A 17,255-nucleotide genomic window follows, 5' to 3' on the forward strand; every position below is an offset into this window, starting at 1 on the left:
AGCCAGCTTGGGATGCATTTTGGGCAAGACGAAGGTCGGACGCGCGGCCCCTCTATTTCCGGCTATCCCAGCCTTGCCCGCGCCTTGGCCGTCCAGGCGTTGAACAGCCGGTCGGCGACGATGCCGATGAAGGCGATGGCCAGTCCGGCGACGATGCCGCGGCCGGAATCGGCCTTGGACAGCGCGATGAACACCTCCTGGCCGAGATCGCGGGTGCCGACCATGGCGCAGATGATGATCATCGCCAGCGCCATCAGGATCGTCTGGTTGACGCCGAGCATGATCTCGGGGAGCGCCAGCGGCAGCTGCACGCGCAGGAACGTCTGGCGCTTGGTGCAGCCCGACACCTTTGCCGCCTCGATCAGCGCCGGAGGCACCTGCCGAAGGCCGTGATTGGTGTAGCGGATGGCCGGCACCACGGCGAAGGCGACGGTCGCGATCATCGCCGTCACGTCGCCGACTCTGAATAGCATCACCACCGGGATGATGAAACAGAACGACGGCAGCACCTGCAGCGTGTCGATGATCGGGGTGACGATCTTCTCGACACGGTCGCTGCGCGATGCCATCAGTCCGATCGGAATGCCGATCAGGCAGGCGATGAAGGCGGAGATGCCGCACAGGTAGACCGTCGCCATGGTCTTTTCCCAGAGGCCGGTCACCGCGCAGAAGACGGTCAGCGCCGCGACCAGGGCGGCGAGGCGCAGGCCGCCGAGCTGGTAGCCGGCAAGGCCGAGCAGGAACACCGCGCCGAGCCACGGAAAACCCTCGCAGAAGGCGCGCACCGGGTTGAGCACATTGAGGATCAGCGCCACGCGGAACGCTTCGATCGTGTCGAAGAAGTTGATCGTGATCCAGCTCACCGCTGTCTTCCACAGCGGTGCAGTGGTGAAGGTGATCGCCTTCGGCACCGCGGCGAAGGCCGGCACGAACAGGCCAAGCAGCGTCGTGGCGGCAAGGATGGCGACGGCCAGCGTCAGATTGGGGTAGCGCCGCCAGAAGCTCGGGCTGACCACCTGATAGACATGGCCCTTCGCATGATTGCGCGCGATCGCCTGGCTCAGCCGGTCGAGGGCGATGGCCAGCGCCACGATGGCAAGGCCGGCTTCCATCGCCTCGCCGACCTTCAGCGCCCTGAGCGCCAGAAGCACGTCGTAGCCGAGGCCGCCGGCGCCGATCATCGAAGCGATGATCACCATGTTGAGCGCCAGCATGATGACCTGGTTGACACCGACCATCAATGTCGGACGCGCCGAAGGCAGCAGCACGCGCCACAGTTTCTGGCGCGCCGTGCAGCCGGCCATCTCGCTGAAATCGTCGATCTCGGACGGCACCCGCGACAGCCCCAGCATCGTCGCGCGCACCATCGGCGGCGTCGCGAAAATGGCCGTCGCGATCATCGCCGAAACCGGACTGTTGCCGAACAAAAGAAGCATCGGGATCAGATAGGCGAAGGTCGGGATGGTCTGCATCAGGTCGAGGGCAGGGGAGATCAGCAGCCTCTCCGCCCATGGCTTGCGCCAGGCCCAGATGCCGACGAACAATCCGGTGACGATGCAGAACGGCACGGCGATGGAGATCAGTCCCAGCGTCAGCATGGCGCTGGTCCACTGGCCGAACAGCGCGATGTAGAGGAAACAGCCGCCGACCAGCGCGCCGAGCTTCCAGCCACCGGCGGCACGTCCGGCCAGGAATGCGGCGATGCAGACACCGACCCAGGACAGGCGCGGCAAGACGAGCATGTCGGCACCATGGCCGATCTTGAAATTCTTGGCGAGCAGACCGAGCGCAAAATCCAGCGGCACGCCGAGCGCCGCGGTGATCGAGCGCGTCAGCCAGGAGAAGTTCGACTTTATCAGGCTCATCAGCGCGCCGACCCAGTCGGCGACCGGAATGATTGCGCTGGCCGGATAATTGACCGCCCAGGGCAGTCTGTCCTGCAGCAGGAACACGGCAAGCACGGCGGCAAGGGCGCCGGCCCAGACCACCAGCCAGCGCTGAACCGGCCGCGATCTCGCCTCGCTGGCGCTTGCCGTCACCGTCATGCGTTGGCCCCGGAACGCTCGATGCCGGCCAGAAGATCGATCACCGCTTGCGGCGTGACTTCGCCGATCGGCTTGCCGGTGCCGTTGACGACGGCGAACGGCTTGCCGGCCGAAACGATATCAGCCGAAAAACTCGATATCTTGGCATCCGGCGCGACCACGCCGCCATGCTCTGCGCCGGCGCAGGCGCGCATCAGGCTTCGCGCCGAGATCACCTTAGCGCGGTCGACGTCGCGGGTGAACTCGGCGACATAGTCGGTCGCCGGATTGACCACCAGCTGTTCCGGGGTGCCGATCTGGATGACCTCGCCGTCCTTCATGATGGCGATGCGGTCGGCCAGCCGGATGGCCTCGTCGAAATCATGGGTGATGAAGACGATGGTCTTGTGCAGCATCGTCTGCAGCCGCATCAATTCGTCCTGCATCTCGCGGCGGATCAGCGGATCGAGCGCCGAGAACGGCTCGTCGAGAAACCAGATTTCCGGCTTGGTGGCGAGGCTGCGGGCGATGCCGACACGCTGCTGCTGGCCGCCGGAAAGCTCACGCGGATAGAAATGCTCGCGGCCGCGCAGGCCGACAAGCTCGATCACTTCGCGCGCGCGCTTCTCGCGCGTCGGCCGGTCCTGCCCTTGGATGCCGAGTGGAAAGGCGATGTTCTCCAGCACATTCAGATGCGGCAGCAGGGCGAAATTCTGGAACACCATGCCCATGCGGTGGCGCCGCAGCTCGATCAGCGCGGCGTCGGAGATTTTGAGGAGATCCTTGCCCTCGAACTCGACCTTGCCATGCGTCGGCTCGACCAGCCGCGACATGCAGCGCACCAGCGTCGACTTGCCCGACCCCGAAAGCCCCATGATGATGAAGATCTCGCCCTGGCGGATTTCGAGGTCGACGGCGCGCACCGCGCCGACCAGCCCGGCCGCGGCGACCTCCGCCATGCTGGCCTTGCCGTCGCGCTGGCGGATGAAATTGGCCGCGTTCGCGCCGAACAGCTTCCAGACGTTGCGGCAGGCAAGTTTTATCGGGCGGGCATCCTTCGGCGTGCCTGCCGGTTGCGGCACTTGTTCAGTCGTATCGGCCATGCAGTCGTCCTTCTGGAATATGGGATAGAGACCCGGCCATGAATGACCGGGTCTCGCAGTTTCCAGTTGGAACGATCACTCGGCCCAGGCTTTCCAGTCGGCTTCGTGGGCGGCGATCCAGGCGGCGGCGACGTCTTCCGGCGTCTTGCCTTCAAGATCGATCTGGCCGCTCATCTTGTTGAGCTCGTCGGTGTCGATCGTGTAGTTCTTCGCGACCTTGTAGGCGACCGGCCATTTGTCCTTCATGCCGGCCCAGGAATATTTCCAGATCTCGCCATGCGGCTTGCCGCAGTCATACTTTGCCTCGGGGTTCACACCCCATTTCGGATCGGTGTAGCATTCCGGCGTATAGTCGGGGAATTCGACCCATTCGCCCTTGTACTTGGCCGGCGCCCAATGCGGCGAATAGACCCACAGCATGATCGGCGCCTTGCGCTGATAGGCCGAATCCAGCTCGGCGAACATCGCCGCGTCGGTGCCGGCATGGATGACGGTGAAGGGCAGCTTCAGCGCCGCGGCACGCTCGTCGTCAAAACCTTCCCATGTCACCGGGCCGCCGAGATAGCGGCCGTTCGGCGCCGTTTCGGCGGTCGAGAAGGCTTCGGCGCATTTCGGGTCCTTCAGCGCCTCCCAGTTCGGCAGGCCCGGGCATTTTTCCTTCATGTATTCGGGATACCACCATTCTTCCTTGGCCTTGGGCCCGAGCGGGCCGAGGCGTTCGGTCTGCCCGGTCGCATCCGAGGCCTTCATGGCTTCGCCGGCCGTCGTGTCCCAGAATTCCATGGCGACAGCGAGATCGCCATTGGTTAGGCCGGTGGTCAGGCTGGAGAGATAGTCGGCGGTCGGGTACTCGACCGTGTATCCCAGCTTTTCAAGAATGCCGCCGAGGATCTTTGCGTTCAGATTGACGCTGGTCCAGTCGAACAGCGCGATCTTGATAGGGTCGTTCGATTCTGGCGCCGCCGCTTGGGCCGAAGGCGTCAGTGCACTTGCCGCGGCAAGTGTTAAGGCTCCCATTGATAATCTCGAAATCAAACTCCGAAGTGACATGCCTGTGCTCCTGTCAAGCTCTGGTGGAAGTTATCGTTCGTTCCCTTCTTGCGTCTTTTTGATTGTGTTGGAAAAGCTGGTCGTTGCGCAAGTCCATTGGCAGCAAATTGCTGTCGGCACTGAAGTCGGCGCAGACGGAAATGATGCCCAATTCGATGAAGAGGTCGTGCGACCGCGTCATGGCTGCCGTGCTGCCGAAGCAGTGATCCGCAGATCGATCGCCGCTCTTGCGGCGCCCTCAAGCTTGCGAGCCATCAAGGTCCCATGCTGTCGGCTCTCGGCAGTCGCCGAAGCCATTTTCATGAGATGAAATTATATATACCAACATTCATGTCGCGCAACGACTAATGCGCCTCTTCCTTCTCCCCTTGTGGGAGAAGGTGGCCTCGCCCACGGGTCTTGCCTCCGGCAAGCCCGAGGACAGTCTCCGCGAGGTCGGATGAGGGGTTCTCCAGCTTGGCACTAACAGCACTCCGGCCAACACCCCTCATCCGTCTCGGCGCTGCGCGCCGATCCACCTTGTCCCACAAAGGGAGAAGGCAAGAAGCGGTGGCGCCTCACGACATGATCAGGCCGCCATCGACATTGATCGTCTGGCCGGTGATGTAGGCGGCGTCGCTGCTGGCCAGGAAGCTGACCAGACCCGAAACATCCTCGCCGCTGCCGGCGCGGCCCATCGGGATGTTCTTCACCCATTCTGCCATCAACTCGCCGGGCTTGTAGTCGCCCATCAGTCTGCCCCATGCGGCGTCGTTGTAGGCCCACATGTCGGTGTCGATGATGCCGGGGCAGATCGCGTTGACGGTGATCTTCTCCTTGGCCACTTCCTTGGCGAGGCTCTGGGTGATGCCGACGACGCCGAATTTCGAGGCGGCATAGTGCGGTGTGTAGATGAAGCCCTGGCGCGCCTGGCCGGATGCGGTGTTGATCAGCCGGCCGCCTTCGCCATGCTTGCGGATGCGCGCGATCGCCTCCTGGCAGCACAGGAACACGCCCTTGGTGTTGACCGCCATCACCTTGTCCCATTCGGCCTCGGTCATCGCCTCGATCCTGGCGATGGTGATGACGCCGGCATTCTGCACGGAGATGTCGACGCGGCCGAACTGCTGTTCGGCCAGATCGTAGAGGGCGGCGACCTCGTCCTTCCTGGTCACGTCCATACGCAGCGATGCGACCTTGGCGCCCTCCGCCTCTAGTCCGGCGGCGATCTCGTCGACGCGCGCGTCGATGGCGCTGACGACGACCGCAGCACCCTCAGCCGCGAAGCGCCTGGCTATGGCCGCGCCAATGCCACCGCTGGCGCCGGTGATGACCGCCGTCTTTCCCTCGAACCGCTTCTGCACGTTCCTGTTCTCCTACCAGCAGACGAAGCCGCCATCGACGATCAGGTCGATGCCGGTGACGAAACTCGAGGCGCGGCTGGCCAGGAACACGGTCGGGCCGACCATCTCTTCCGGCGCCGCCATCCGCCCCATCGGCGTGTCGCGCTCGAAGATCCTGACCTGGTCGGCGACCTCCGGCCGCTTGTTCATCGGCGTCAGCGTGTAGCCGGGGCTGACGACGTTGACGCGCAGGCCGCGATCAGCCCATTCCATGGCGAGACTCCTGGACATGTGGATGACGGCGGCCTTCGACGAATTATAGTGCGCCTGGGTCAGGCCGCGGTTGACGATCGAGCCCGACATCGAGGCGATGTTGATGATCGAGCCCCTGCGCCGCGTCAGCATTACGCGCGCTTCGGCCTGGCAGGACAGGAACACGCCGCTGACATTGACGTCGTAGAGCTTCTGCCATTTCTCCAGCGACAGCGTCTCGGCCGGCTCGGCCGCGACGACGCCGGCATTGTTGACGGCGATGGTCAGCGCGCCGAGTTCCTTCTCCGTGCGTTCGATCGCCGCTGCCAAATCGGCCTCTGACGTCACCGTGCCGGTCAGCACCAGTGCCTTGCGGCCGAGCGCCGAGATCCTGTGCGCGGTCTCGTCTAGCCCGCCCTTCGAGGCATGGCCGAAACAGGCGATATCGGCGCCGGCCTCGGCCAGGCCGATGGCGATTGCTTGCCCGATGCCGCTGCCGGCGCCGGTGACGAGAGCAACGTCGCCATGAAGATCGAATAGTTTCATCGAAATGTTTTCCTGTTGAGCCGCCGGTGCTGCCCTGGGAAGGAAGGGGCGCCAGTCCTGGCTGGCGCCCCGCGCGGTCCGGTGCCTGGGAGGATACCACCTGCTGCGCTCTATTCCGATCCTTTATGCCGCCCTCAGCTTGTGGCGAGCTCCATGACGGCGACGTTGCTCGCTTCGCTGCGGTCTAGAATGCCACGCTGGCGGCCACGGCTCAGCACCAGCACGCGATGCGACAGGCCGAGCACTTCCTCGAGGTCGGAGCTCACCACCACCACCGCCATGCCGGAGCGGGCGAGTTCGGCGATGACATCGTAGATCGCGGCGCGCGCGCCGACGTCGATGCCGCGTGTCGGCTCGTCCAGGATGAACACCTTGGGCGGCCGTGAGATCCATTTGGCGATAATCACCTTCTGCTGATTGCCGCCGGAAAGCTTGCTGATCGCCTGGTTAGGCCGGCCCTTGACGCCGAGCCGGCCAATGCCGGCCTCGGCGAATTTCTGCACCGCCTTGGGAAATACCCAGCCATTCGGCGCGACATGGTCGAAATTGCCGATCGCCAGATTCTCGCCGATGGTCTGGTCGAGCACCACGCCTTGCGCCTTGCGGTCTTCCGGCACCAGCACGACGCCGGCCTTGATCGCCGCCGCCGGGCCAGTGAGGTGCACCGGTTTGCCGGCAACGCGCACCGACCCCGATGAAATCGGATCGGCGCCGGCGATTGCCCGCACCAGTTCGGTGCGGCCGGCGCCGATCAGCCCGGCGATGCCAAGGATTTCGCCGGCCTTTACCGAGAAGCTGACATTCTGAAAACTGCGTTCCGGCGAGGACAGGTTGTCGACCTCGAGCAATGCCTCGCTGCCCGGCTCCGACAGCGGCGGGAACATCCGCTCGACGCTGCGGCCGACCATCTGCTCGACTATCGCGCGTACCGGAACGTCGGCGCGCTCGTGGCGGGCGACAATGCGCCCGTCGCGCATCACCACGACGCGGTCGGCGATCTCAGCGATCTCGTCCAGCCGGTGGCTGATATAGATGAAGGACATGCCTTCCGCCTTGAGCTTGCGGATCTGCTTGAACAACAGCTCCGTTTCCTCGCTGCCAAGTGCCGCTGTCGGTTCGTCGAAGATCAGAAGCTCGGCATTGAGCGTCAGCGCCTTGGCGATCTCGACCTGCTGCTGGGCGGCGATGCGCAGCGTGCCCACCTTGCGTTCCGGCGAGACATCGAGGCCGAGCCGCTTCAACTGCGCCGATGCCCGCGCATTCATGGCCGCGCGGTCGATGCGGCCGCCGCGCATCAGCAGGCGTCCGACATAGACGTTCTCGGCGACCGACAGGTCCGGCAGCAGCTTCAGTTCCTGGTGGATCATGCCGACGCCGGCGTCGATGGCCGCGGCGGGAGAGGCGGGGGAATACGGCTTCCCCCGCCATGTGATGCTGCCGGCATCGGGTTTGGTCGACCCGGCGATGATGTTCGAAACGGTGGACTTGCCGGCGCCATTTTCTCCAAGCAGCGCCACGACCTCTCCCGGCCGCACCTCGAAGCTCGCATCGGCCAGGACCTGCACCGGTCCGTAGCTCTTGCAGAGGCCGCTGACGAAGAGCCCCAGATGCGGGGTCTGCGTATGGCTGGGATCCAGGGACATCGTTCCGCTCATCAACTGCCGAACTCTTTTGGGATCAGGGATGCCTGATATTAAGGATGTTTGGCGATGAACTGATCGACATTGTCCTTGGTGGTCAGCGTCGCATCCTGCAGCTGTTCTGCGGGAACGGTTTCGCCGGCCACCAGCTTGATCGCCGCATCGACGGCAAGCCGACCCATGCCTTGCGTCTGCTGCGTCGCAGTCACGTCGAAGACGCCGCCTTTCAGTGCCTTGAGCGCTGCCACGTCGCCGTCGAAACCGGCGATCCAGACCTTGTGGCCGGGATTGGCGACCTTGACCGCCTGCGCCGCACCGAGGGCCAGCGCGTCGGCCTGGCCGATGACGATCGACACGTCGGGATGCGACTGCAACAGGTCCTGCGTCAGCTTGAAGCCCTCGTCCTGGTGCCAGCCTTCGCTCCACAGCTCGCCGACCACCTTGATGTCGGGATAGGCGCTCAGCGCTTCGCCGCAGCCCTTCGACCGGTCGACCTCGGGTGTCGTGCCTTTCTGGCCATGGATTATGATCAGCTCGCCCTTGCCGCCGGCCTGCTTGGCGATGTAGTCGCAAACCGCCTTGGCCGATGCCACGCTGTTGGTGGCGATGAAGGTGTCGCCGGGTGCGCCCTCGGCGTTGCGGTCGACATTGATGACCGGGATGCCGGCGGCCTTAGCCGTCTTGGTCGGCACGGTGGCGGCGGTGGCGCCGGCCGGGATGTAGATCAGCGCATCGATGTTCTGCGTGATCAGGTCCTGCACCTGGCTGACCTGGGTCGCCGAATCGCCCTTGGCGTCGACGGTGACGATCTCGATGCCCTTTTCCTTGCCATATGCCTCGACGGACTGCTTGATCTGGTTGAAGAAATCGGCCTGCAGGTTGGCGACTGCGAGACCAAGCTTCTTGGCCTCCTTGGCCGAGGCCATCTCGGACAGTCCGAGCAGCGGAATGACGGCCGCGGCAGTTAGCAGCAATGAACGTTTGGTCAGCATGTGTTTCCTCCGTTGATGTTCAAATCTGTTCTGCCGGCGCATCACCGCGCCCTTGGCCGAACACTCCCGGTTCGGATCACCGATCCGTTTTCGCCCGGACATCCGGGCGAATTCCTCATTGCGCCCCACTCTTCATTGGGCTCTGCGCCGCCACGTATCCGTGGCCACCGCCAGCGCGATCACCACGCCGATCACCACCTGCTGGATGAAGGGCGACACGCCAAGCAGGTTCAGCCCGTTGCGCAGCACGCCGATGATGAGCACGCCGATGGCGGTGCCGCCGATCGAGCCGACGCCGCCCGACAGGCTGGCGCCGCCGATCACCACCGCTGCGATCGTGTCCAGCTCGTAGCCGAAGCCGGAACTCGGCTGGACGGAATCAAGCCGTGCCGCAAGCACGATGCCGGCGAGCCCCGCCAGAACGCCGCAGACGGCGTAGACCCAGTTGGTCAGCGACTTGACCGGTATGCCGGACAGCCTGGCGACCTCGGCGCTGCCGCCGATCGCGTAGAGGCTGCGGCCGGTCGCGCGATAGTTCAGGAAGATCGCGAAGATGATGGCCAGAACGATCATCAAGCCGACGGTGACCGACAGGAAGCCGAAATGGCGGATGATCGACAGGCTGGTGAACCAGTCGGGGAAGCCGATGATCTGCGAGCCGTCGGTGATCATGTTGGCAAGACCGCGCGCCACCGACATCATCGCCAGCGTGGCGATGAAGGGTGGCAGCTTGGTGACGGTCACGAGCAGGCCGGAAACCAGCCCGCAAAGCCCAGCAACGACAAGCGCTGTGACGATGCCGGCAGGCATGCCGAGATTGAGGTGGTCGGGATGGGCGACGAAGCCCATCACCATGGCGGCGAGCGCCAGCACGGAACCGACGGACAGGTCGATGCCACCGATCAGGATGACCAGCGTCATGCCGATCGCCATGATGCCGAGCACGGTGACCTGGTCGAGCACGTTGAGGATGTTGCGGACAGTCAGAAACGTGTCGGTGGTCAGCGACAGCGCAAGGCACAGCAGCACCAGCCCGATTAGCGGTCCCATGGTTCCGGCGAACAGGGCCGAAAGCTTCGCGCCCGCCGCGGCCTGTGCATTTGGGCCGGCCTTCAACTCGCTTGCACCGTTGCTCACAGCCATTTTTTCTCCTCCATCAGCGCTCCGGCGATGCGTCGTCGGCTCACTCTTGTTCACTAGGCACCTCTCTGTGAACAATTTATCTTTGATATGCAATTTTGTTCAGCTAAACTGTTCGTCGGAAAATTGTCAAGGCCCGCCGCATCATTCCACGCCGGTTTGCGCCGCCAGCCGGTTTGCCGTACGAAAGGGCATGAAATGCCGCGTTTTCAGGTCCGGTCTCATCCTGCGGATTCATGTCGGCTGCTTGAGCAGGGCAGGACGGCCAAGACGAAGTAAATGTTGACCATTTTGGCTTTCACTCACGTTGTAGAGGTATCCTGTCGATGTCCTGAATCTCGAATCCCGGGCACGCAGAAAATTTCGCGTCGCTTGGTCGGATAACGCCATTTGAATGGCATTTAAGGATTCGGACGACCGCGGGAGGGCAAAAAGATGGCGATGACAGACAATGACAAGGCCTCGCGCTTCCCGGATGCCGAGCTGAAGGCGCGTGCCGCGTGGCACTATTATGTCGAGGGTCTGACGCAGGAGAGGATTTCGGAGATCCTCGGCATCGGCCGCATCAAGGTGCATCGCATCCTGTCCGCCGCGCGTGAGGAGGGCATCGTCCAGTTCCGCATCCGTGACAGCGTCGTCGAATGCCTGGTGCTGGAAGAGGCTCTAAAACAGCGTTTTGGGCTCAGCCAGGCCGTTGTGGTGCCGTCGGCCGCCGACCGAAGCAACGCGCCGCTGATGATCGGCTATGCCGCGGGCGCCTATCTGGCCGACAATGTGAATGCCGGCGATGTCATCGCGCTGGGCTGGGGGCGCACGCTGAAGTTCGCCATCAATGAATTGCCGCGGCGGCCGATCGCCAGGACGACGGTGGTTTCCATGCTGGGCGGCCTCACCCATGCCCAGCCGCTCAACCCGACCGAAAGCGCCTGGGAATTCGCCGAAAAGATCGGCGCCGAGTGCTTTCTGCTGCCGGTGCCGGTCTATGCCGACAGGCCGGAGCAGCGCGAAGCCTTCATGAGCCAGCGCAGCGTTCAGGACGTCGTCTTCCGTGCACGCCGGGCAAACATCGCCGTGCTCAGCGTCGGATCGTTTTCCAATGACAGCCCGATCGCCAATTACGGCTTCATCAAGCCCAGCGAACTCGAAGAGCTTCAGGCGGCCGGCGCAGTTGGCGATATTTTATGCCATTTCATCGACGCCGACGGCCGGCTCGTCGACCATGAGGTCAACCGCCGGGTCTGCGCCTATCCGCTGCAGGACCTGTCGGACATCCCGGCCATCATCCTGGTCTCGGGAGGGCAGGAAAAAATCGCCATCATGCGGGCGGCGCTTGCCAACACCAGGATATCGGTTCTGATCACCGACGAGGACGCCGCCAAGGGCCTGCTCAACCGCTAAACCTGCCCGACTTCACCGAGCCGCACATGGGTCTCGCGCGTCGCCTGATAGAGGTCGCGGTAGATTGCCTTGCGCGCGCGGTAACCGGAGACCAGCCCGCCGACGGGGTCGACATGCCTGGTCGGCGGCGCGGCCATCGCCTCAGCCGCCGTTTCAGGCGAGGCAAACCATCCGATAGCGGAAGCCGCCAGCATGGCGGCGCCGAGCGCTGCGGCTTCGTTGACTGGCGAGACGGAGAGCGGCCGCTCGAGCACGCTTGCCATGATCCGCATCAGCAGGGCGCAGTTGGTGCCGCCGCCGGCGGCGATCATCGCCGCCGGTTTGCCGCCGGCCAGAGTTTCCGCCGCCTGCGTTTGCGCCGCTTGGGTTTCCGCCGCTTGAGTTTCCATTGCCTCGCTGGCGATCGCCTGCTCGAAGGCGATGCCTTCCAGAACCGCTCGAAAAAGGTGCTTCGGCTCATGGTCGAGCGACAGGCCGACAATGGCGCCGCGCGCCGCGCCGTCCCAATAGGGGCTCATCACACCGGCCCAATACGGCATGACAAGCAGGCCCTCGCTGCCGGCGGCAACGTCGACCGCTGCTTTCTCCAGGGCTGCAGCCGACGGCGAGCCGGTGGTGCGAACGATCCAGTCGACCAGTTGCATGCCCGAGCGCAGCACGGTCTCCAGCATGAAGCCCGAGCCGGTCGGCGAGACCAGCGTTCGAAACGCGTCCGAAGTCGTGATCCCATGGGAGTAACAGCCGCTGACGATGCCCGAGCCGAGCGAAAGATAGTTTTTGCCGTCCCCATAGACGCCCATGCCAAGACCCATCGCCTGGCCGTCGCCGGCGCCGGCGACAACAGGCGTGCCGGCCTTCAACCCGATCAGCCGGGCCACGCTTTCGCCAAGCCCGCCGCAGATCGCGCCGGGCGCGACCAGTCGCGGCAACTGGTCCGGGCGCAGCCCCGCGGCCTCGACGAGCTGAGGGTGCCAAGTGCCATTCTTGACGTCGAGCAGCCCGAGCGGATCCGCACTTGCCGTGCTGGTGACCAGACGTCCGGTCAGCCGGTGGACGAAGAAGCCATGCACGTCGACGAGTGCGGCTGCGTCATCAAGCGTTTGCGGCTGGTGCTCGGCAAGCCAGGCGATCGCATAGAGCGCGGGCGTCGGGTCCGGCGGTTTGCCGCTCCAGTCGCGGATCGTCTCGCGGCCGAGCTCCGCCGAAAGCCTGATGACTTGCGGGCGCGCCCGCTCGTCCAGCCACAGGATCGCCGGAATAAGCGGCTTGCCGGCATGATCGATCAGCGTAAATGTCTCGCGCTGGTGGGCGATGGCGATCGCCGCCACCCGGGCAGCGCCAACCGCCTCGGTGACTTGCGTCAAGGCGCCGAGCAGCGCGGTCCACCAATGTTCGGCATCCTGCTCGAAATGGCCAGGCCTGGGATTTGAAAGCGGATAGGCTTCGCGCGCCTGGAACAGCTCCTTGCCGTCGCGCGTGAAGGCAATCGCTTTCACGGCCGTGGTCGAGGCGTCGATCCCGATTACGACATCGTCCATCAGGCGTGAATCCAGCGGATCAGGCAGCGTTAGTAACGAACCGTCCGTCCGACTGGTCGAGACGACGGCGGATCTGGGTTATCACCATCGAATCGTCGGGTACACAATTTTCATAGGTGAGGAAATCGCCTGTCTTGACCGGCTTGACCACCTTGGCGCGTTCGGCGAGGCCGAGCGGCAGGGCGCCTCGGGCGCGCGCGTCCTCCCAGGTCATGGCGAAGCCGCGATAGTCGTTCTCGCCGATCATGCCGAGCGACTGGCCAGGGGCAAGCTCGCTCTTGGCAACCGCCACCGCCTCGGCGACCGGATGGTCGAGCGGCTCCATGTCGGCGCGCTTGTAGACCACGGCGCGCGCCGCCGACAGCGGCACTTCCAGGCTGGTCAAATGATAGGGGCGGAAGATCGTGAAATACGGGCCCTTGCCGACCTTGAGGTCGATCATGCGCTCCAGCACGCGCGGATGCCTGGTCTCGATGATACAGAACACGCCGGGCGCCACGCCCTTGCCGATCGAATAGTCGACCACGCCCTTGCGGTGCAGCACGCCGCCATCCTCGCGCGGGCAAAGCACGCCGGCGAGTTCCTCCAGCGTCGCGGTCGGGCCGTGCATGCCCGGCACGTCGGGCACCAGGCCGGTGGCGTTGGCGATCGCCACCATCTCGATCGCCGTCTTCGAGCCGTCGACGAACTCGACCAGCATGCGCGCATTCATGTTGCGCTCGGCCGCCTCCTTCTCGTAGTCGGCCGGCATGGCGTCGATCTTCAGCGGATTGTTCTTGCCCTTGCCGGCGGCGATGATGTTGAAGCCGAGGCTCCTGGCAAAGCCGATGATCTCCAGCGTGCAGGCCGGCTCGTCCCCGGCCGCACCGGTATAGACGACGCCGGCCTTGCGCGCCTCCTCCTTGAGGAAGCGGCCGATGGTGATGTCGGCCTCGACGTTGAGCATGACGATATGCTTGCCGTTCTTCATCACTTCAAGCGCGAACAGCGTGCCGATGTTGGGATTGCCTGTCGCGTCGATGATGACGTCGATGCGGCCGGCGGACGCCAGCGCATGCAAATCTTCGGTCACCGCGATCTTGCCGGCCTCGATGGCGCGGTCGATCGCCGCCGCATTGCCGGCCTGCACGATATCCGAGCGGTCGTGGCCGGCGAGCAGCGCCGCATCGATCGCCGCCTGCGGCCTGACCTCGGAAATGGCGCCGATCCGCATGCCCGGCATCAGCGCGACCTGGACGACGATGTCGGTGCCCATCTGCCCGGCGCCGGCAAGCCCGATGGTGATCGGTCCCTGCTGTTCAGCGCGCTGCAAAAGTTCCGCTGCAAATTGCGGATGGGCCATGTCGCTTCCTCCAGTTCCTGACGCGCCGCAGCGTCGAAGTTTCATTTTGAACATTCCTATTTCCAAATAAAAAATATTTCAACCGGCAATTCGGCAGCCGTCCCCGCAAACATTCTGTGATTTAATTTGTGCAAGCCTTGGCTTGCGGCTTGGCAGCGCGGTCAGCGAGGGGCGCAGAAAGCGGTGATCTCTTGGGATGCAGGCGGCGACGACCGTGACATCCCTTCTCGCAAGCAAGCGAGTGCGACGAAAAAACTGATTTCATGGCTGCTCAGCTGCCGCTGCGCCTATCGCCAGCGACGAAGCCGCGCAACAGAGGGCGCTGGCCGGCATGCTCAGTCGGCGCATGCCAGCGTATCAGTCAGCTGCCGACCTCGAAGAAGGGCGCGCCAAGCAGGTCGGGAACAACGTCGATGCCGAGGCCCGGCCCGTCCGGAATGCCCATGCGGCTGCCCGAAACCGGCGGCTTGTTCGATGCAGTGCGCACCGTCACCCATTCGTGGAAGGCGATGGCGTGCAGCCGGCGCTCCTCCGGCGTCGACAGCGACAGATGCGCCATGGCAGATGTGTCGATCTCGGCGCCGCCGGTGTCCTCGACGGTGATCATGAAGCCCAGGTCGACGGCAAGGTCGCGGATCTGGCGCGTCTTGGTCACGCCGCCGAGCCGCGAGATTTTCAGCGTCAGCCCGTCAGCCGCCCCCTTGCGGTGGATGTCGAGCATGTCGTCCAGCGAGGTGACGGATTCGTCGAGCACCATCGGCTTGTCGAGCGAGCGGCGCACCGACATGCATTCGTCGATCGTGGTGCAGGGCTGCTCGAACGTGTAGTCGATTGCGCGCGTCGCGTCAGCGAACTGGCGCGCCTGATAGGGCGTCCAGCCCGCATTGGCGTCGCAGAAGATGACGGTGCCCTTCGGCACCGAAGCGGCGACCGCGGTGACGCGCTCGATGTCGTCATGGACGTTGCCGCCGACCTTGACCTGCAGCCGGTGAAACCCGTCCCTGACGATGCGCTTGGCCAGTGCGGCCATCGCGTCGACGGTGCCATGGGTGACGACCTTGTAGAGTTCCGCCGTCTCGCTCTCGCGCCCGCCGAGCAGCGTCACCAGCGGTATGTCGGCGGCGCGTGCAGCGAGATCCGAGCAGGCCATGTCGAGCGCCGATTTGATGTAGGGATGGCCCTTGAACACCGTGTCCATCAGCCTGCCGATACTGGCCAAGGCGCGAGGATCGTGGCCGAGCAGATGCGGCGCAATTTCGATGACGCCGGCGCGAGTGCCGGCCGAGAATGCCGGCGAGTAGAAATTGCCGAGCGGCGCCATCTCGCCCCAGCCGGTCAGCCCGCTGTCGGAGGTGATTGCGACGATCACCGCGTCGAACGCGGCGGCGACACGCCCCTTGGACATGCGGTAGGGCCCGTCCACAAAGGGCTGCACGACATGGTAGGCCTTGATGGTTTTGATCCGCAATTTTTCTGTCCGTCGCTGTGACGCCCTGACGAAGCCGCCAACCTGCATCGTCCGCTGGGCTCAACTGCCGTCAGGCCGGTTGCGCGTCAGGCCGGCGCGATCGGCCTTGACGCCTCTGGAAACACACTGTTCGAGGCAGCGCGCATAGGCAAGCAATTCTTCGAAGCTGTGCCGATGTCGCCGGCCTTGTCGAACTGCTCAGCAAAACGGCGCCCTCGGCCTAGCCGGGGGCGCCGCTGGACCGGGCCTGATGGGGGGTATCAGGTGGCAGGTTTCTGTGGCAGCGGCGAGACAGGCATTCCCGGGCCGATCTTCTGCAGATTGCCTGTTATCACCTGGTCGCCTTCCGCTACGCCGCTCGAGATCGCCACCAGGTCGCCGTTGGTCGGCCCCAGCGAAACAATGCGCTGGTCGACAGTATTGTCCTTGCCGACGACGTAGAGATACTTGCCGAGCTGGCTCGATCCCAATGCCGTCTGCGGCACCATCAGTGCATCTGGCTGCTGCTTGATATGCAGCCTGACGCGAACATATTGGCCCGGCAGCAGCGTGAACTTGGCATTGCCGATCGTCGCGCGTGCGGTGATGGTGCCGGTCGAGCGATCGACCGTGTTGTCGATGAAGGTGAGCTGACCTCTCTGGCGCGGTTCCGTATCGCCGGGAAGCAGGACGTCGACATCGATGGGTCCCGTCGCGCGGGCTTCCTCGATCTGCGCCAGATCCGTTTCGCTCGGATTGAAGGTGACATAGATCGGGTCGAGCTGCACCAGCGTGTTGAGCACTGTGCCGGCGACGCTGACCAGCGTTCCGACCGAGGCCTGGTTGCGGCCGACGCGCCCGGCGAACGGCGCCTTGATTTCCGAATAGCTCAGATTGAGCTCGGCGGTCCGCACAGCCGCCTGGTTGACGGCGAGCGATGCTTGGGCCTCGCGCAAGCTGCTGGTGCGCTGGTCGAACGCATCCTTGGCGATGTATCCGCTCTTGGCCAGTTCGGTGCCGCGACCAAGGTTGGATCGTGCATAGTCGAGCGTTGCCTCGTCGCGCTGGACCTGAGCCTTCGCCTGTTCAAGGGCAGCCTGGAAATCTTCTGGAGCGATCTTGTAGAGAAGGTCGCCCTTCTTGACATCGCTGCCGTCGGGCGCGACCTGCTCCTGCAGATACCCCGGCACGCGCGCCTGCAGCGTGATGCTGCGGATCGGCTCGGTGCGAGCGGCATAGTCGAGATAGATCGGGATCGTCTTCTTGACGACGCTCACCACTGGCACCGGCATGACAAAAGCCGCGGGCTCGGGCGCCGCGGGCTCAGGCGTTGCCGCCCCTGCCGTGCCGGCGTTGAGGCCGAAATTACCCATGTCGAGCAAGTGGACGCTGGCCATCGAGACCGCCCCCACGGCAACAGCCGCTCCCAACGCAATTTTCCATTTACGCATGATCATTCTC

14 protein-coding genes are annotated in these 17,255 nt (G+C 64.3%); 2 read left to right on the forward strand and 12 right to left on the reverse strand.

What is annotated here, in order from left to right; all coding sequences use genetic code 11:
* Positions 1-62: 62 nt before the first annotated feature.
* From AC0L2Z_RS01135 to AC0L2Z_RS01145, 3 genes are all read right to left on the reverse strand, one after another.
* Positions 63-2,045 carry an ABC transporter permease gene (locus AC0L2Z_RS01135; protein WP_473626337.1) on the reverse strand — a complete coding sequence of 661 codons (1,983 nt, stop codon included), beginning with the start codon at positions 2,043-2,045 and terminating at the stop codon, positions 63-65.
* Positions 2,042-3,127, reverse strand: coding sequence for a quaternary amine ABC transporter ATP-binding protein (locus AC0L2Z_RS01140; protein ID WP_473626339.1), 1,086 nt, complete (start codon positions 3,125-3,127; stop codon positions 2,042-2,044). The genes AC0L2Z_RS01135 and AC0L2Z_RS01140 overlap by 4 nt, the downstream gene beginning before the upstream one ends.
* Before the next feature lie 75 nt (positions 3,128-3,202).
* On the reverse strand, positions 3,203-4,177 hold the full coding sequence (locus AC0L2Z_RS01145) for an ABC transporter substrate-binding protein (protein WP_128167754.1): 975 nt from the start codon (positions 4,175-4,177) through the stop codon (positions 3,203-3,205).
* Positions 4,178-4,260: 83 nt separating this feature from the next.
* On the opposite strand from AC0L2Z_RS01145, the gene AC0L2Z_RS01150 reads away from it, so the two are divergent.
* Entirely contained in the window at positions 4,261-4,383 is a 123-nt protein-coding gene (locus AC0L2Z_RS01150; RefSeq protein WP_473626340.1) for a hypothetical protein, read from the forward strand.
* 351 nt (positions 4,384-4,734) lie between these two features.
* Here the strand turns inward: AC0L2Z_RS01150 and AC0L2Z_RS01155 are convergent, their stop codons facing one another.
* The 5 genes from AC0L2Z_RS01155 to AC0L2Z_RS01175 all read right to left on the reverse strand — a co-directional run bounded on the left by AC0L2Z_RS01155 (position 4,735) and on the right by AC0L2Z_RS01175 (position 10,072).
* Positions 4,735-5,520, reverse strand: coding sequence for an SDR family oxidoreductase (locus AC0L2Z_RS01155; protein ID WP_473626341.1), 786 nt, complete (start codon positions 5,518-5,520; stop codon positions 4,735-4,737).
* A gap of 12 nt (positions 5,521-5,532) precedes the next feature.
* Positions 5,533-6,303 (reverse strand): SDR family oxidoreductase, encoded by a 771-nt coding sequence (locus tag AC0L2Z_RS01160; protein ID WP_473626612.1) that lies wholly within the window; start codon positions 6,301-6,303, stop codon positions 5,533-5,535.
* 128 nt (positions 6,304-6,431) lie between these two features.
* Entirely contained in the window at positions 6,432-7,940 is a 1,509-nt protein-coding gene (locus AC0L2Z_RS01165) for a sugar ABC transporter ATP-binding protein (protein WP_473626343.1), read from the reverse strand.
* 50 nt (positions 7,941-7,990) lie between these two features.
* Positions 7,991-8,929, reverse strand: a complete 939-nt coding sequence (locus AC0L2Z_RS01170; protein WP_473626344.1) for a substrate-binding domain-containing protein — start codon at positions 8,927-8,929, stop codon at positions 7,991-7,993.
* Positions 8,930-9,061: 132 nt separating this feature from the next.
* Positions 9,062-10,072: an ABC transporter permease gene (locus AC0L2Z_RS01175; protein WP_236387908.1), complete on the reverse strand. Its 1,011-nt coding sequence runs from the start codon at positions 10,070-10,072 to the stop codon at positions 9,062-9,064.
* A gap of 432 nt (positions 10,073-10,504) precedes the next feature.
* On the opposite strand from AC0L2Z_RS01175, the gene AC0L2Z_RS01180 reads away from it, so the two are divergent.
* A complete protein-coding gene (locus tag AC0L2Z_RS01180; RefSeq protein WP_473626345.1) occupies positions 10,505-11,467 on the forward strand; it encodes a sugar-binding transcriptional regulator in 963 nt (320 codons plus the stop codon).
* Here AC0L2Z_RS01180 and AC0L2Z_RS01185 read toward each other — a convergent pair.
* From AC0L2Z_RS01185 to AC0L2Z_RS01200, 4 genes are all read right to left on the reverse strand, one after another.
* Entirely contained in the window at positions 11,464-13,005 is a 1,542-nt protein-coding gene (locus tag AC0L2Z_RS01185) for a xylulokinase (RefSeq protein WP_473626347.1), read from the reverse strand. The two genes, AC0L2Z_RS01180 and AC0L2Z_RS01185, sit on opposite strands and share 4 nt — an antisense overlap.
* Before the next feature lie 19 nt (positions 13,006-13,024).
* On the reverse strand, positions 13,025-14,347 hold the full coding sequence (locus tag AC0L2Z_RS01190) for an NAD(P)H-dependent oxidoreductase (RefSeq protein WP_287175611.1): 1,323 nt from the start codon (positions 14,345-14,347) through the stop codon (positions 13,025-13,027).
* 361 nt (positions 14,348-14,708) lie between these two features.
* Positions 14,709-15,815 (reverse strand): mandelate racemase/muconate lactonizing enzyme family protein, encoded by a 1,107-nt coding sequence (locus tag AC0L2Z_RS01195; RefSeq protein ID WP_287236914.1) that lies wholly within the window; start codon positions 15,813-15,815, stop codon positions 14,709-14,711.
* Between the two features lie 260 nt (positions 15,816-16,075).
* The gene (locus AC0L2Z_RS01200) at positions 16,076-17,245 is read right to left on the reverse strand and encodes an efflux RND transporter periplasmic adaptor subunit (RefSeq protein WP_031255018.1); all 1,170 of its coding nucleotides are present in this window, start codon (positions 17,243-17,245) and stop codon (positions 16,076-16,078) included.
* Positions 17,246-17,255 lie beyond the last annotated feature (10 nt).

It is taken from the genome of Mesorhizobium sp. WSM4850, assembly GCF_055811735.1.

What these genes read in the sequence shown, in the direction of transcription:
- AC0L2Z_RS01165 (WP_473626343.1), bottom strand. Translation starts at nt 7,940, where the DNA reads ATGTCCCTGGATCCCAGCCATACGCAGACCCCGCATCTGGGGCTCTTC.
- AC0L2Z_RS01200 (WP_031255018.1), bottom strand. Translation starts at nt 17,245, where the DNA reads ATGCGTAAATGGAAAATTGCGTTGGGAGCGGCTGTTGCCGTGGGGGCG.
- AC0L2Z_RS01180 (WP_473626345.1), top strand. Translation starts at nt 10,505, where the DNA reads ATGGCGATGACAGACAATGACAAGGCCTCGCGCTTCCCGGATGCCGAG.
- AC0L2Z_RS01175 (WP_236387908.1), bottom strand. Translation starts at nt 10,072, where the DNA reads ATGGCTGTGAGCAACGGTGCAAGCGAGTTGAAGGCCGGCCCAAATGCA.
- AC0L2Z_RS01140 (WP_473626339.1), bottom strand. Translation starts at nt 3,127, where the DNA reads ATGGCCGATACGACTGAACAAGTGCCGCAACCGGCAGGCACGCCGAAG.
- AC0L2Z_RS01135 (WP_473626337.1), bottom strand. Translation starts at nt 2,045, where the DNA reads ATGACGGTGACGGCAAGCGCCAGCGAGGCGAGATCGCGGCCGGTTCAG.
- AC0L2Z_RS01170 (WP_473626344.1), bottom strand. Translation starts at nt 8,929, where the DNA reads ATGCTGACCAAACGTTCATTGCTGCTAACTGCCGCGGCCGTCATTCCG.
- AC0L2Z_RS01190 (WP_287175611.1), bottom strand. Translation starts at nt 14,347, where the DNA reads ATGGCCCATCCGCAATTTGCAGCGGAACTTTTGCAGCGCGCTGAACAG.
- AC0L2Z_RS01145 (WP_128167754.1), bottom strand. Translation starts at nt 4,177, where the DNA reads ATGTCACTTCGGAGTTTGATTTCGAGATTATCAATGGGAGCCTTAACA.
- AC0L2Z_RS01185 (WP_473626347.1), bottom strand. Translation starts at nt 13,005, where the DNA reads ATGGACGATGTCGTAATCGGGATCGACGCCTCGACCACGGCCGTGAAA.